Source organism: Nocardia sp. NPDC046763, assembly GCF_040645495.1.
Lineage (GTDB): Bacteria > Actinomycetota > Actinomycetes > Mycobacteriales > Mycobacteriaceae > Nocardia.
On the sequence record NZ_JBEYYI010000006.1, the window covers coordinates 260,262 to 273,498 of the forward strand.

Below are 13,237 nucleotides of genomic sequence, written 5' to 3' on the forward strand. Positions count from 1 at the left end.
GAGACGCCGGAAACGAAGCGGTCCGGCTCCGAATTGCTCGGAGCCGGACCGGAAATCGAGGGGGACCGATAGCGGCCGCCCGGTTACTTGGTCGCCACACCCACGGTGTGATCGGCGCGGTGCTTGCGCAGGTCGGCGATCTCGCGTTCGAAATCCTCGGCGGAGCTGAAGGATCGGTAGACCGAGGCGAAGCGGAGGTAGGCGACCTCGTCGAGGTCGCGCAGCGGGCCGAGGATGGCGAGGCCGACCTCGTGGCTGGGCACCTCGGGGGAACCCTTGGCGCGCACCGCATCCTCCACCTGCTGAGCGAGCAGGTTCAGCGCGTCGGAATCGACCTCGCGGCCCTGGCAGGCGCGGCTGACACCGCGGATGACCTTCTCGCGGCTGAACGGCTCGGTGACACCGCTACGTTTCACGACCGACAGGATCGCCGTTTCGACCGTCGTGAACCTGCGCCCACACTCCGGGCAGGCACGTCGCCTCCTGATGGCGGTGCCTTCCTCGGCCTCACGCGAGTCGACCACCCTCGAATCGGGATGACGACAGTACGGACAATGCATCCGGGATCCTTCGTCGACGCCTGGGCTTCCACAGCAACCTCGAGCAATCTCGAGGATACCGTGGCGGACCCGATCGGCGGCGTCCGCCCGTGTCCACAGGCCCGAATCAGGTGGTCACCCGCCACTGCGAAGTGAGGTCGGCCAGCAGATCCGGCAACCGCTGCACGAGCCGTCCATTGGCCAGCGTGACCGGGAACGGTACGGCCAGAACCGGTCTCGCGGCGGCCGGATTCGCGCACAGCTCCAGGTAGCGCGGCAGCAGATCGTGGGTGATGTAGCTCCACCGCGTGTCGCGGTCGGCCCAGTTGAAGTCGGGCAGCGGGGCGCGCAAGGACATCGCGCCCGCGGTGAGGGTGGTGGGCGCGAAGACGCCGGGCGCGCGCACGCCGGGAACGGCGGCCTTGCCCGCGATCGTGCTCACGTAGGTCATGACCCGGCCCATGTCGCCGCGGCCGTGCGAGGTGACGTCCCACTGGTCGGCGATGATCTGGTTCTGTTCCCGGTCGGTCATGCGCAGCGCGGCGTCGGCCAGGCCGTCGGGGGTGCCCGCGTCGAGCTCGCGCCAGGCGGTCATGGCGTTCTCGTCGAGCACGCCGGCCCGGTACATCTCCTCGACACCGGCCAGGCCCGCGGCCGCGTAGGCCTCGTGCATGGGCACCTGGTCGATGAAGATGTGCTTCTGCATGATCATCAGCCGGGTCTGGTACCAGGCCAGATCGTCGGCGGTGAGCCGCTCGCCCGCGGTGCCGAGGGTGCGGATGTCGGCGGACAGGATATCGAGCAGCTGCGGCGGGGTGCCGCGCAGCAGATCGGCCACCGAGTCACCGAGCTGATGGATGCCCGGCACGGTGAGAATGGCCGACACATCGCCCATGTCGAAGAAGCCCGACGCGAACGACCCGCCGGCCAGCCCGGCCAGACCGGTCCACCAGTAGTCCGGGTGAGCGTTGTTGAGCCGCAGGTAGTTCACGTAGACCTGGGTGAAGGTCCGGGTATTGGCCGCGACGCCGAGCCCGGGATCCCAGGCCGCCAGATCGATATCGGCATTCCGGGTCGCGGTGACCAGCCAGTACTGATGCAGCAGGGTCGCGTAGTGCCGCGGTTCGACACCCGCGGCGCGCGCGTCGTCGAGCGCGGCGCGCAGGGTGTCCGGATCCAGGGGCAGTACGGGATTCAATCCGCCGCCGCCCGCGCCGTCACCATCGACCGACGGCAGATCCAGATACTCGGCATAGGCGGACTCCGCATGCGCGGCCGGTGCGGTCACCAGCCCGATCATCAGGCAGGTGAGGACACCGGCCGCCCGGATCAGCCCTCGAACTCTCGGCATTGACGCCCCCCTGTCGCTGTGCGCGCGGGCCGGAGCACCGACCGCGCGGATGTAGCCTCTGTCACATCCAGGGGGACGCTAGCAACACGTTTCAGTTTTCAATCTGCATTTTCGGCCACGCTCATGGCCGTCGAGCTCTATCCCGAATAGCGGCTATGACCGGGCAACTACCGCAGCAGCGAGCTCGCTATCGCACCGGCGGCTGGACCATCTGGACCGAGGGCGGGGCGGTCTGCGAATCGAAGTCGCCGGAACGCAAGTGGGCCAGGGCGATCAGACCGGCCACGGCCAGTGCGCTCATCAGCGCGGCGACGGCGAGGGCCGCGAGACCGATCTGGGCGCGCTGCACCCGATCCAGCGGATGCGCGCCCCGGGCGCGCCGGGCCGCGTATCGCACAACGACATGGTCGCGTCGAACACCTGCGCCGGCGACGGGCCGGACCCGTGCGCGGCAGGGGCGGCGGTCCACGGCGGGACGGCCCGCAGCCGCGGGCGTCCGGGGCCGGAACCGATCGGAACGCAGCTCCCAGGGGATACTGCCGAATCCCAGATCGCTTCCCAGAGTGTCGATTTCGCTGACCACGGCGCGCATCGAAGAAACCTCCAAAGTAGGGCGGACCGAATGATGCTGGACAACTGACTCGATCATGTGTTCGAAGAACTGATGTTCGAATTTCTACCACGGCCCACCGACAATGTCACTGATTTCCCCGACATGCGTCGAACAGATGTTTGATCACACGCGTCACACGGACTACAGTCGAGACACGAGTTCCCCGGACGCACCACGGACCGCATCCGGGAACGAATTCCGGTGAGCGACAGCAGTGAACGGAGGACGGCGGCGGTGAGCGAACACGGCGGCGCGGATGGTGAGAACGGACCCCTTGGTCCCGACGGTGATGGCCCCCTGTCCGAATCGTCCGGTGTCGGCGCCGATCTGACCGCGCGCCAGCGCAGGGTGCTGGAGGTCATCCGCACCTCGGTGCACGACCGCGGCTATCCGCCCAGCATTCGCGAGATCGGCGATGCCGTCGGCCTCACCTCGACTTCCTCGGTGGCACACCAGCTCCGGGCGCTCGAGCGCAAGGGCTATCTACGTCGCGACCCCAATCGCCCACGCGCCGTGGACGTCCGGGGCCTGGACGAGACGGCGATGCGCGCCACCGCCGGCGTGTCGCAGCTGCGCGCGGTCAATACCGAGGCCGACGCCTCCGGCGAGCACCCCATCCCGACCTACGTTCCGGTGCTGGGCCGGATCGCCGCCGGTGGCCCGATCCTGGCCGAGCAGGCGGTGGAGGATGTCTTCCCGCTGCCGCGCGAACTGGTCGGCGAGGGTTCGCTGTTCCTGCTGAAGGTCGTCGGTCAGTCCATGATCGACGCCGCCATCTGCGACGGCGACTGGGTGGTCGTGCGTCAGCAGAACGTGGCCGACAACGGGGACATCGTGGCCGCCATGATCGACGGCGAGGCCACCGTGAAGACCTTCAAGCGCACCGGTTCCCAGGTGTGGCTGATGCCGCACAACCCCCTGTTCGAGCCGATTCCGGGCAATGACGCCCAGATTCTCGGCAAGGTCGTCACGGTCATCCGCAAGATCTGACCGTGCCCGCACTGCCGTGGCCCGGTGACCGCCCCGCAGACCGGCCGCCGGGTCACGACAGTCGTCTCCGTCAGTGGTTGAGCACGCCGTTCCACACCGCGTGCGCCCCCGAGTCCCCGACCCGGTAGGTCTGCCACCCGGCCGCCGCGCCGCTCGCGATCACCAGTAGTGCGATCACCGCCAGCACCGCCCGGCCCACCGGCTTCTCACGTCCGCGCCGCAGCTGTACGAAGACCAGCAGCACGGCCGAAACCAGCAGCGGCGCAACGAAATACAGCATCTGATGGCCGAGCCGCGCGTGCTCGTCCACCACCGGGGGATTACCGAGCTGCCGCTGGAACCACTCCCCCGCATCCACGGTCACCGGCGTCAATGCCGTCACCAGCACTGCCAGCACGGACGTCGGCCAGATCAACCGGCTGCGGGCCGCGGGCCACAGTGCGCACAGGATCAGCAGCCCCGCGGTCAGCGGGACCAGCACGACAATCACATGCACCAGCAGGACATGGGCGGGCAGCCCATTGAATGTCGACATATATCGGCTCTTTCGAACTCGGCGAACGAAGCCCGGCGTATCAGAACAACGTAAGCCGGGCCCTGCCGGTTCGCTTCGGACCCACGGTCGTACGGCGAGTTCGGATCGAGACCGTGGGTCGTGCGAGCAATCAGTCGGTTTCGGTGGGCACCACGATGCGAGAGATGAGCTGGGTGGGCGCCTCGTCGCGCCCGGGCATCGACTGGGGGGCGACCGGCTCGGCACCCCCGGGCGCGGCGCCCTTCGGGGCGATGGTCTCGGGTGCCGCGAACGCAGCAGCAGGTTCGAGCGCCGCGGGCCCGGGGGCGGCGACCGCCTCCGGCGCGGGCACCGGGAGCACATCCACGATCTGGGGGGCCGGTTTGTCCTGGGCCGGCGTCGCGGGCAGATCCGGCATGGAGGCCAGGGCGGCGGCCGGGTCCAGATCGCGGGCGACGGGCGCGTCGGAGTTCAGCGCGGCCAGACGGCGGGCCCGCAGGTCGCCGCTCAGCGCCGTGGTCCCCTGATCCGGCGATCCGGCGGGGGCGTGGACGATACGGCGGGTCGGGACGTCCTCGACCGGCGCGGCCTCGGCCTCGCTCGGCAGGCCGGAGCCGGCGGCGAAGCCGAGCACCTCGTACTGCGTGCCGATCGTCATGACGGCCGAGTTCTTGTCGTGCGCAATGTATCCCTGGTTGGTGCCCATGACGCGGCGCAGCGACTCCAGCCAGCGGTGGTCGAGGACGCGGCAGTCGGCCCAGGGGAAGTATTCCAGCCCGGTGCGGAGGTAGAAGCGGTCTCCGATGCGCGCACCGCGCAGCAGCTCCAGCAGCCAGGCGTCGATGAGATTGGGCTGGGCATTGCGATAGATGCGGGACTCCGGGGGCACGGAACCCTTCGCGAATTCCCCGAAGGAGTTCAGCAACTCACCCGGAAACTCTTCTAACTTCCCAAAACCCACGACATCTAAACCAAGAAGTTGCTCCGGAAGTTGGGCTGCGATCCTGCGCTCGTCGTGCAGTTTGAACTTCCTATTGATGTTCTCAGTGCGCATTTGTCTCCGACTTCCCATTCCAACCTCACGGAACCCTAGCATGAACCAGACCGTTTCAAACCAGTTTGGTCGGCCGCCCAGAGCCGTGGTACAGGCACTCCCGCAACGAATCCGCAACCAGTAGTAACGGCTATCACGACGCAACGAACCGCCCGTTCGGGATCATTTGCCATAGCGTCCGGCGATGATTTCCCCCTGATGCCGCAGGCCCGGATTCGCAGGCTCCCAGTAGTTTCCGTGTGACACGACATCGAACGGCAGGGCCCGCAACACGGGAAGATCGATAGAGGCCCCCGAAGAAGTGAAAACCGTTGCGCGAAATTCGCGATCGACCGGATCGACCCCATGGAGAAACTGTCCGAACCTGGGCACCGGATCGGCGGGGTCGGCAGTGGCATAGACATGCGCACCGTTGTGGCCCGCGGGAATACCCGACAAACGCAATTTCGAAACATCATCAACACCGACCCCAGGACTTCCCACGAACACCACATCGTCGGCCGCCAAGGAGTTCGCTCCACTGGCCGCCGCTCCGATGAGAGTGCTCCCGTAGCTGTGCCCGACGACCGTCTGATGGGCCGCGAGCCCCGGGTGGCCGGCCCGCAGGCCACTCTCGAACCGATCCAGCGCGGGCGCGCCCGCCCGAGCCCGGCGATCGCGCGCCGCCTGGGCCAGATCCGGCGGTGCGTCGTACCCGTACCACGCGATGACCGACGTCCGCGCGGCCGGATCGGCCCGCTCCGCCGCATCGAGCAGCGCCTGCACGCGGTCCACCCCGATACCGATATCGGTCAGCGACGATCCGGTACCGGGAACGAACGTCGCGACATTCACCGCGGTGTCCGGATTGTTCAGTGCGATCGCGCCGTGCCCGTTCCGGTCCACCGCCAGCACAAGTCGCCCCGAGCCCGCGTCCGCTGCTCGCTCGGCGAGCGCCGCGTACCCGGCGTCGCGCGTCCGCACCTCCTCCCGCGCGGCTTCCCACTCCCGCAACCGAATCCAGCCCGCGCTGGTGGTCGGCAGGTTCTCGTGACGCGTCCAGTCCCGGTGCCGGTCGGCCAGCCGCCGATCCTCCGCCGCGGCCTCGGCTCGCAACCGTCGTAAGGCGATCCGGTTGTAGTGGTCGCGGGCCAACGCCGGCATCCCGTCGCGGTCCCCGAGCAACGGATCGGCAGCGAACAGCGCGTCCTGATCCGCGGGCGCGAGCGACTTCCACAGCGCACAGAGCGCTTTCGGATCTTCCGGAAGTCTCGCGGTCCCGTCGAGAATCCCGGCGACCCGCGTGCTCGGCCCGCCACCCGTCGGATCCGCGGCCAACCCGGCCAGCGCCTCCGCCACCGCGCCGAGGCGGGCCCCGACCCGCTCGTCGATCTCCCCCGCGAGATCCAGCAGGGGCACCAGCCGGGCCCGCACCTGCTCCGCCTTCGCGTCGAAACCCGCCTGGAAGATCAAGTCCAGCGCCGGGTTCCCGGTATCGGAGCGTGGCCCGCGGACCGTGCCGTCCTCCGCGATCCGGCAGCCGGTGGCCCGGGCCTCGTCGGCGAGCTGCCCGACCAGCGCGCACACCCGCTCGAGCGCGCCCGCCTCGGCGAACGCGTCGGCGATATCGAGCAGTGCCGCACCGAGATGGTTCGCGACCAGCTGCGACTCCCATGCCCGCAGCGCGGCCACCGTCCCCGCCGCCCCCTGCCACCCGCCAACCGTGACATCGGCCAGGCGCCCCACCCGTGTCATGGCCCCGGAGAACGCCGAATCAGCCACCGCCACACCCGAACTGGCGCGGATCGCAGCTCCCGGCTCCCACCCCCGCACTTGCGAAAACCCCGCCCGTACCATCGCGCCTCCCCACGCAATCCGTTCCGATTTCGCGAAATCCGCACTGCCGCACGACCGACGCACCCGGATCACACGATGGCCGGGCCGAGCCCCCATTCCGACGGCCGGCGAAGCACACGGTGTCCGCCCAATGGCTTGTGATGTCCCGCGGTATCACCATCCCGCACCGTCCGCGGCCGCTCGCGAAACCGGGCGCACGGCGCGATACCCGGACGGTCACATGCGCAAGCGTCCCCGCACCGGGCACCCGGCCCGCGCGGCACGTCACTGGTCACCCCTCGGCGACGAACGCCGCATCGGTAGGCGCCAACGGCGAATACCGTTCAGCAGGAGGCGAGTTCGTTGTTCGTGCGGGTGCCGGACCGGGTGGGGCCGGTCAGGAAGCGTCGTGCAGGTAGCCGTCCAGCTGGGTTCGGAGGGCTAGTTCGCTGGCCTCATAGGTGGTTGCGGTGTGGGCAGTGGTGTCGGCGAAGGTGCGGAGGTGGGTGGCCAGCCTACGGAGGGCGGCGAGGAGTGGATCGCCGACGGTGACGGCCGCCGCGCCGATCGCGGAATTCGGCATGGCCCGACCGACTTTCGCGATCAGGTCGACCGGGTCGATGGCCGAGATGGCCGCGGCTTCGGAGTGGATGCCCGCCGCCATGATTCGAAGCGCCGTGATGTCGGCGCGCAGCATGTCTGTCATGTCTCCCCCTTCGTGTGGACCACACCCTAGCTGCGGCGGGGCGGGAGGGCTCGGCGAAAATGCGGGGGCTGTGGACAGCGCGGTGGCTGTTCACATGTGGTGTGGGTCAGGTGGCGGCGGCCCGGCGGGCGGCATCACGGGCAAGCGCGCGATCGCGCTGCTCTTCGAACCGGACCACATCCTTGCCGAGTTTGTCCAGGTACGTGGCCAGACTGTCACGGATCTGCTCGCCACGCGCGGTGAAGTCGGTGCGCTCGAAGATATTCCATATGCGTAGCACCGGGAGGATCACCTCGTCGAGGTGCTGGCGCAGATCGTAGATGCCGTGCTTGGCGATCAGGACGCTGTTGCGGCGGAAGTCGGGCATGCCGGCGCCCGGCATGCGGAAGTTCTCGATGACCGCGGTGATCGCCGCCAGTGCGTCGTCGGGGACCAGGTCCAGGGCCGCGCCGCAGATATTGCGGTAGAAGACCATGTGCAGGTTCTCGTCGGTGGCGATACGGGCGAGCAGGCGGTCGGCCACGGGATCGCGACAGGCCTTGCCCGTATTGCGGTGGGAGACACGGGTGGCCAGCTCCTGGAACGTCACGTAGGCGACGCCGTGCAGAACGGCGTGGTCACCGGTGCCGGTGGGGTTGTCGACGCCGGTCCCGACGCAGATCATGCGGGCGTGCTCGAGCGCCACCGGATCGACGCCGCGGGTGACCACCAGGTAGTCGCGGATGGCGATCCCGTGCCGGTTCTCCTCGGCGGTCCAGCGATCCACCCAGGTACCCCAGGCGCGCTCGCGGGTGAACGATTCGGAGATGAGCCGGTGGTAGGAGGGCAGATTGTCCTCGGTGAGCAGGTTGGTGATCATGGCGGCCCGCGCCGCCTCGCTGAGCCGGGATTGCCCGGGTTCCCAGTCGATTCCGCCCAGGGCGGCGAAGTTGCGCCCCTCGTCCCAGGGCACATAGTCGTGCGGGTGCCACTCCTTGGCCAGCGAGAGGTGGCGGTTGAGATTCGCTTCCGCCACCGGTTCGAGTTCGGCAAGCACTTCGCTCGCGGTCATGGAATTCGCCACGGCGTGTACCTGCCCTACGATTTGATCTCGGCTCTCCCCATTGCCAGCGAGCCTACCCGGATCCGCGGCGAATCGCCGTGGCGCTCTTGGAAGACGACCGTTCTGTCGATTGCCAGCATCCGGGTGACCGACACCGGTGGGCAGGCCAGATTTTCTCCGTCTACGACACCGGACTCGTTTTCGATCTTAAAATCGTGTTCAATGAACCCGGCAATCCCATTGCCTTCGGTTCGAATCACCGATGGTCCGCGACTGCGGTCCGGACCAGGTAGTCCTCGCCCGCCAGGTGCCGGCTACACCCAACGCCAGCAGAACAACCAGTCCGATAGGAAACGCCGGATCCGGCAGCGCCGTGATCAGGAGGCGGATCCCCGGCAACACGCCACGGACCAATCGGGCAACGCGAATCCACGCGCCACCGACCGCATTAATGTTGATCTGCGCAAATGCGATTCACCGGCGAAAAAGATATCTGCGATACCTGAGGAGGGCAGATGGCGGCCGTTCCCGCATCTGCGAGAAAGGCACTACCCACCATCGTCTTCACCGCGCTGGTGATGGCCGCGGCGGTCTGGCAGCGCAATGCGGTCCTGACCGGAGTCCACGCCCTCGCCGGAGCCGACCCGCGCTGGCTGCTCCTGGCCGCACTCGCCACCCTCGCCCTCTGGCCCACCTCGGTTTTCATGCTGCGCGGTTCGATACCCGCCGACACCTCCGCCCGGCAGCTGTTCGCCCTCCAGCTCGCGGTACCCGCCATCGGCCTGGTGCCCGCGGCCTCACTGCTGCTGCGGATGCGGTTTCTGCGCCGCACCGGACTCAGTCATACCGGCGCGGTGGCGTCCATCGCGCTGATGGGATTCGCCGCGCTGATGGTGCGGGTTCCGCTGGTGGTGATCGCGGCGCTGGCCGCGCCGGGCCTGATGAGCCGCAATGGCGCGCAACCCCCGTGGCACGACCTGGGTACCCGCGCTTCGGCGTGGTGGCACCACCTGATCGGGGGAAATCTCTGGCACACCGCCGCGATCATGATCATCGCCGTACTCATGGGAGGCATCGTTCTGGCGGTGACCGGCCGGGCCATGAACCGCCGGATGCAGGCGCACGGCGGCTGGCGGCAGCTACCGGCCCGCATGCGGCACGCGTGCTCGGATGCCGAACTGGCCTGGAAATCGGTGGCGGCCACCGCTGTCCGTCCCCGCCGTGCGGCCGCCCTATGGATCTGTGCGCTGATCCAGCCGCTGCTCATGGTGGTGGCGCTGTGGGCGGTGCTGCACGCGGTCGGCGCGAACCTCAGTCTGCACGACACTTTCGTGGTGGAACTGGTGACCGTGGCGCTGGCCCCGCTGCTGCCCTCCCCCAACGGGGTCGCCACCAAGGAGATCACCATTGCGGCAGGTCTCACCGCCGTCGCGGGCCTGACCGGTGGGGTGGCGGTCGGCGCGGCCCTGGGATTCCGGCTCCTCACCTTCTGGTGCCAGATCCCGCTGGGCCTCGCTTCCTTCGCCTATCTGAACCATCGCCGCGCCATTTGAGCGCGGCCCGGAATCAGTCACCGATCTCGCGGCATCAGTTGTCGATCTTGCAGTCGATGGTCGCGAACTTGGCGACCCCGCCCCACGTGGTCTGCGCGACGCCCTGCGCCTGATACTTCCCGTGTTTGGCCTGGACCGTCACCGCGGGCAGTTGGTCTCCCGCCCACGTCTGCGCGGTACATGTGTAGGTCGGGACGGCGGCCTGGGCGGGCGCGGCATCGACAGACGCCAGGGCCGATGACATCGCGGCGACGGCCAGGGGCAGACCGGCCAGATACTTCTTGCTCACGGCGACTCCTTGTGCGATCTCGGGGTGAGCTGGGCGAGCAGCAGCCCAGATTCTCGCACGGCTGCGGCGAGCCCGCCGCCGAACCTTCCGATCATGGTCGACGATGAGGGCACTTTCGACGACGTTGCGGCGTTGATCAGCCTGAGGGCGGCCACTACGAAGGAGTTCGCCATGTCATTGCTCGGTTCCCTGCTCGGGCTCGCTCTGACGCTGTTCATGCTGCTGCTGATAGCCCGCCTCATCATCGACTGGATCGGTGTGCTCGGCGACACCCCACCGGCCCTGCGGAAGGCTCGGGACATCGTCCATCGCCTCACCGAGCCGGTGATCGCGCCGGTACGCAAGGTCCTGAAGCCGGTCCGGCTCGGCGGCGTCTCGATCGATCTCGCCTTCACCGTGGTGTTCATCGCGGTCCTCGTGCTGCGCGCGATCGCCTTCAGCTTGTAGCGGCGGCCACGGGCTCGGCGACGGGGAGGTCGGGAAAACGCTTGGGGCGCAACAGCGGAATTGTGGCGAGCATGAGTAGGCCGGCGAGAGCGATGGCCGTGCGGGGGCCGGTGAGGGCGGCGAGTAGGCCCCAGAGGGCCGTCATTGCCGCGGTATTCATGTTGCTGGTGATCGACCAGGCCGAGAGCATGCGCGTGGTGCGGTCGGGTACGGCGTGTTCGAGGCGGAAGGTCGCATAGACCGGGTTGAAGACTCCGCAGCAGGTGATGAGGCCGAATTCCACCACGATCACCACCAGCAGGCCGGCGAGCCCGGGGCCGATGCCGGCGAGGGCGGGCACCCAGCAGGCACGCAGGATCCCGGCGGCGACCAGCACCCGGCGCTGACCGAACCGGCCGACCAGCGGTGCCGCCAGCCGCGAGCCGATCAGGCCACCGAGGCAGGGAATGCCGAACGCGAGCCCGTACTGCCAGGGCGCGAAGCCGAGATCGCGCAGCATGATGACGGCCAACAGCGGTGAGGTCGCCAGGATCAGGCCGTTGACCAGGACCGTGTTGACGAACAGCGGCCGCAGCACGCGGTGGGTCAGGATGTATCGCCAGCCCTCGACCAGATCGCCCATCCGGAAGCCGCCGCTTCCGCTCGGCGCGGGCTGCGGCTCACCGCCGCCGATGGCCCGAATTCCCAACGCGGACAACAGGAAGCTGACGGCATTGGCCGCCACGGTGACCACCGGTCCGAAGATCCCGATCGCCGCTCCCCCGAGCGGCGGTCCCAGCACGCTCGCCGTCCACATGGTCGATTCGAATCGCCCGTTCGCCAGGAGCAGGTCCTCCTTGGGCAGCAGGGTTTTCAGGTATGCCCCCGACGCCGCCCGGAATGCGATGTCCGAGGCCGCGACGATCACCGAAACCACCACCAGCTGTGCGAAACTCAGCACGCCCGCCACGAATGCCAGCGGCACGCTCAGCACCACCGCGAAGCGCGCCACATCGGTGGCGATCATGACCGGCCGTTTGCGTCGGAATTCCATCCACGGTCCCAGCGGTATCGCCACCACCGCGCCCACCGCCAGTCCGGCGGCCGCCAGTAGCGACACCTGCCCGGGCCCGGCGTGCAGGACCAGCACCGCGATCAAGGGGAAGGCGTCGAAGGCCAGCCACGATCCCGCCGTGCTCACCGCGAAGGCCGTCCACAACCAGCCGAACCCGCGTCCCAGTGACCGTCTGCCCGTCATACCGCCCGCCTCGTGCTGTCCCGCCGTCGTTGTCCGGCAAGATCGAAGCAGACCCGCGACCTCGGGATCAAACAACCGAGCCGCCCGCGAGCCACAACCGGACGTTGTGCGCATACTCTCGTCGCATGGATCTCGAGGCCGTGCGCACCTTCGTCGCGGTGGCGGACGCGGAACGTTTCCAGGACGCCGCCACGGATCTGTCCATCAGCCAGCAGGCGGTCTCGAAACGCATTGCGGCCCTGGAGAAGATGTTGGGCGCCCGGTTGTTCACCCGCACGGCGCGCGGCGCCCGCCTGACCCTCGACGGGCAGGCCTTCCTTCCTCATGCCCGCACCCTGCTCCACAGCGCCGAACGCGCCCTGGCCTCGGTGAGCCCGGGCCGGCGGGCGCTGCGCGTGGATGTGGTGGGTCGCCAGCTCGCCCCGGCCGGGCTGCTGCGCGACTTCCACCGCGCCCATCCCGATTTCGAACTGGACGTGGTGCGGCTCCCGCACGCCGGCGCGGCCATGGAGGCGCTGCTGGAAGGCTCGGTCGACGCCGCGTTCCGCTGTGTGCCCGCGCCGGGGCACGCGCTGCCCGAGGGCCTGCAGGCCACGCCGATCTTCGACGAGCCGCTGGAGCTGCTCGTCGGCCCGGCCCACCGGCTGGCCAAGGCGCGGACCTTGTCGCCGGAAGATCTGGCCGGCCATCGCATCTGGATGCCGAGCCTGGTGAGCGGTACCGAATGGTCCGCCTATTACACGTCACTCGCCGCGGCCTTCGATCTCACCATCGATTCGGTCGGCCCGAATTTCGGCCTGGAGCCGCTCCTGGACGCGGTCGCCGATTCCCCGGAGGTCGCGACGCTGGTCGGCGAGGACACCCGTTTCCTCTGGCCGGACACCCACGGTCTACGGCGGGTGCCGCTGCGTGACCCCACGCCCGTCTATCCGCACTCCCTGCTCCAGCGCACCGCGGACCCTCATCCCACCCTGGCCGCGCTGCACGGCCATCTGGCCGGCGCGGTCGTGGACCGTCCCGGCACTTGGGTTCCGGACTGGGCGCGCGCCTCGGAATAACCTCCGGCCCGTGGTGATTGGATGAGGGC

General features: G+C 68.7%; 15 protein-coding genes. 4 read left to right on the forward strand and 11 right to left on the reverse strand.

The features are described from left to right. Positions 1-83: 83 nt before the first annotated feature. The 3 genes from nrdR to ABZ909_RS12750 form a co-directional block, all read right to left on the reverse strand. Positions 84-560, reverse strand: a complete 477-nt coding sequence (gene nrdR / locus ABZ909_RS12740) for a transcriptional regulator NrdR (protein WP_356998274.1) — start codon at positions 558-560, stop codon at positions 84-86. 106 nt (positions 561-666) lie between these two features. After that, complete coding sequence (locus ABZ909_RS12745; RefSeq protein WP_356998276.1) at positions 667-1,890, reverse strand: hypothetical protein; 1,224 nt, start codon at positions 1,888-1,890, stop codon at positions 667-669. Positions 1,891-2,077: 187 nt separating this feature from the next. After that, entirely contained in the window at positions 2,078-2,482 is a 405-nt protein-coding gene (locus tag ABZ909_RS12750; RefSeq protein WP_356998278.1) for a hypothetical protein, read from the reverse strand. A 318-nt stretch (positions 2,483-2,800) separates the two neighbouring features. On the opposite strand from ABZ909_RS12750, the gene lexA reads away from it, so the two are divergent. Further along, complete coding sequence (gene lexA / locus ABZ909_RS12755) at positions 2,801-3,493, forward strand: transcriptional repressor LexA (RefSeq protein WP_356998542.1); 693 nt, start codon at positions 2,801-2,803, stop codon at positions 3,491-3,493. Between the two features lie 70 nt (positions 3,494-3,563). Here lexA and ABZ909_RS12760 read toward each other — a convergent pair whose 3' ends face one another. The 6 genes from ABZ909_RS12760 to ABZ909_RS12785 all read right to left on the reverse strand — a co-directional run bounded on the left by ABZ909_RS12760 (position 3,564) and on the right by ABZ909_RS12785 (position 8,884). Continuing rightward, positions 3,564-4,028: a DUF2231 domain-containing protein gene (locus ABZ909_RS12760; protein WP_356998280.1), complete on the reverse strand. Its 465-nt coding sequence runs from the start codon at positions 4,026-4,028 to the stop codon at positions 3,564-3,566. Between the two features lie 130 nt (positions 4,029-4,158). Beyond that, positions 4,159-4,968 carry a hypothetical protein gene (locus tag ABZ909_RS12765; RefSeq protein ID WP_356998281.1) on the reverse strand — a complete coding sequence of 270 codons (810 nt, stop codon included), beginning with the start codon at positions 4,966-4,968 and terminating at the stop codon, positions 4,159-4,161. A 255-nt stretch (positions 4,969-5,223) separates the two neighbouring features. Further along, positions 5,224-6,822 (reverse strand): alpha/beta hydrolase, encoded by a 1,599-nt coding sequence (locus ABZ909_RS12770; RefSeq protein ID WP_356998282.1) that lies wholly within the window; start codon positions 6,820-6,822, stop codon positions 5,224-5,226. 451 nt (positions 6,823-7,273) lie between these two features. After that, positions 7,274-7,582 (reverse strand): hypothetical protein, encoded by a 309-nt coding sequence (locus ABZ909_RS12775; RefSeq protein ID WP_356998284.1) that lies wholly within the window; start codon positions 7,580-7,582, stop codon positions 7,274-7,276. Between the two features lie 106 nt (positions 7,583-7,688). Continuing rightward, positions 7,689-8,645, reverse strand: coding sequence for an acyl-ACP desaturase (locus ABZ909_RS12780; RefSeq protein WP_356998286.1), 957 nt, complete (start codon positions 8,643-8,645; stop codon positions 7,689-7,691). A gap of 14 nt (positions 8,646-8,659) precedes the next feature. Further along, positions 8,660-8,884: a hypothetical protein gene (locus ABZ909_RS12785; RefSeq protein WP_356998288.1), complete on the reverse strand. Its 225-nt coding sequence runs from the start codon at positions 8,882-8,884 to the stop codon at positions 8,660-8,662. Positions 8,885-9,139: 255 nt separating this feature from the next. Here ABZ909_RS12785 and ABZ909_RS12790 point away from each other — a divergent pair, with 255 nt between their 5' ends. After that, entirely contained in the window at positions 9,140-10,177 is a 1,038-nt protein-coding gene (locus tag ABZ909_RS12790) for a lysylphosphatidylglycerol synthase domain-containing protein (protein ID WP_356998290.1), read from the forward strand. A 34-nt stretch (positions 10,178-10,211) separates the two neighbouring features. Here ABZ909_RS12790 and ABZ909_RS12795 read toward each other — a convergent pair whose 3' ends face one another. Then, on the reverse strand, positions 10,212-10,466 hold the full coding sequence (locus ABZ909_RS12795; protein WP_356998291.1) for a hypothetical protein: 255 nt from the start codon (positions 10,464-10,466) through the stop codon (positions 10,212-10,214). Between the two features lie 93 nt (positions 10,467-10,559). Here ABZ909_RS12795 and ABZ909_RS12800 point away from each other — a divergent pair, with 93 nt between their 5' ends. Beyond that, positions 10,560-10,913: a YggT family protein gene (locus ABZ909_RS12800; protein WP_356998292.1), complete on the forward strand. Its 354-nt coding sequence runs from the start codon at positions 10,560-10,562 to the stop codon at positions 10,911-10,913. On the opposite strand, the gene ABZ909_RS12805 is transcribed toward ABZ909_RS12800, so the two are convergent. Beyond that, positions 10,903-12,150, reverse strand: coding sequence for an MFS transporter (locus tag ABZ909_RS12805; protein ID WP_356998294.1), 1,248 nt, complete (start codon positions 12,148-12,150; stop codon positions 10,903-10,905). The genes ABZ909_RS12800 and ABZ909_RS12805 overlap by 11 nt on opposite strands. Before the next feature lie 125 nt (positions 12,151-12,275). Here ABZ909_RS12805 and ABZ909_RS12810 point away from each other — a divergent pair, with 125 nt between their 5' ends. Further along, positions 12,276-13,208, forward strand: a complete 933-nt coding sequence (locus ABZ909_RS12810) for a LysR family transcriptional regulator (RefSeq protein WP_356998295.1) — start codon at positions 12,276-12,278, stop codon at positions 13,206-13,208. Positions 13,209-13,237 lie beyond the last annotated feature (29 nt).

What these genes read in the sequence shown, in the direction of transcription:
- ABZ909_RS12805 (WP_356998294.1), bottom strand. Translation starts at nt 12,150, where the DNA reads ATGACGGGCAGACGGTCACTGGGACGCGGGTTCGGCTGGTTGTGGACG.
- ABZ909_RS12790 (WP_356998290.1), top strand. Translation starts at nt 9,140, where the DNA reads ATGGCGGCCGTTCCCGCATCTGCGAGAAAGGCACTACCCACCATCGTC.
- ABZ909_RS12745 (WP_356998276.1), bottom strand. Translation starts at nt 1,890, where the DNA reads ATGCCGAGAGTTCGAGGGCTGATCCGGGCGGCCGGTGTCCTCACCTGC.
- ABZ909_RS12760 (WP_356998280.1), bottom strand. Translation starts at nt 4,028, where the DNA reads ATGTCGACATTCAATGGGCTGCCCGCCCATGTCCTGCTGGTGCATGTG.
- ABZ909_RS12800 (WP_356998292.1), top strand. Translation starts at nt 10,560, where the DNA reads ATGGTCGACGATGAGGGCACTTTCGACGACGTTGCGGCGTTGATCAGC.
- ABZ909_RS12750 (WP_356998278.1), bottom strand. Translation starts at nt 2,482, where the DNA reads ATGCGCGCCGTGGTCAGCGAAATCGACACTCTGGGAAGCGATCTGGGA.
- ABZ909_RS12775 (WP_356998284.1), bottom strand. Translation starts at nt 7,582, where the DNA reads ATGACAGACATGCTGCGCGCCGACATCACGGCGCTTCGAATCATGGCG.
- nrdR (WP_356998274.1), bottom strand. Translation starts at nt 560, where the DNA reads ATGCATTGTCCGTACTGTCGTCATCCCGATTCGAGGGTGGTCGACTCG.
- ABZ909_RS12810 (WP_356998295.1), top strand. Translation starts at nt 12,276, where the DNA reads ATGGATCTCGAGGCCGTGCGCACCTTCGTCGCGGTGGCGGACGCGGAA.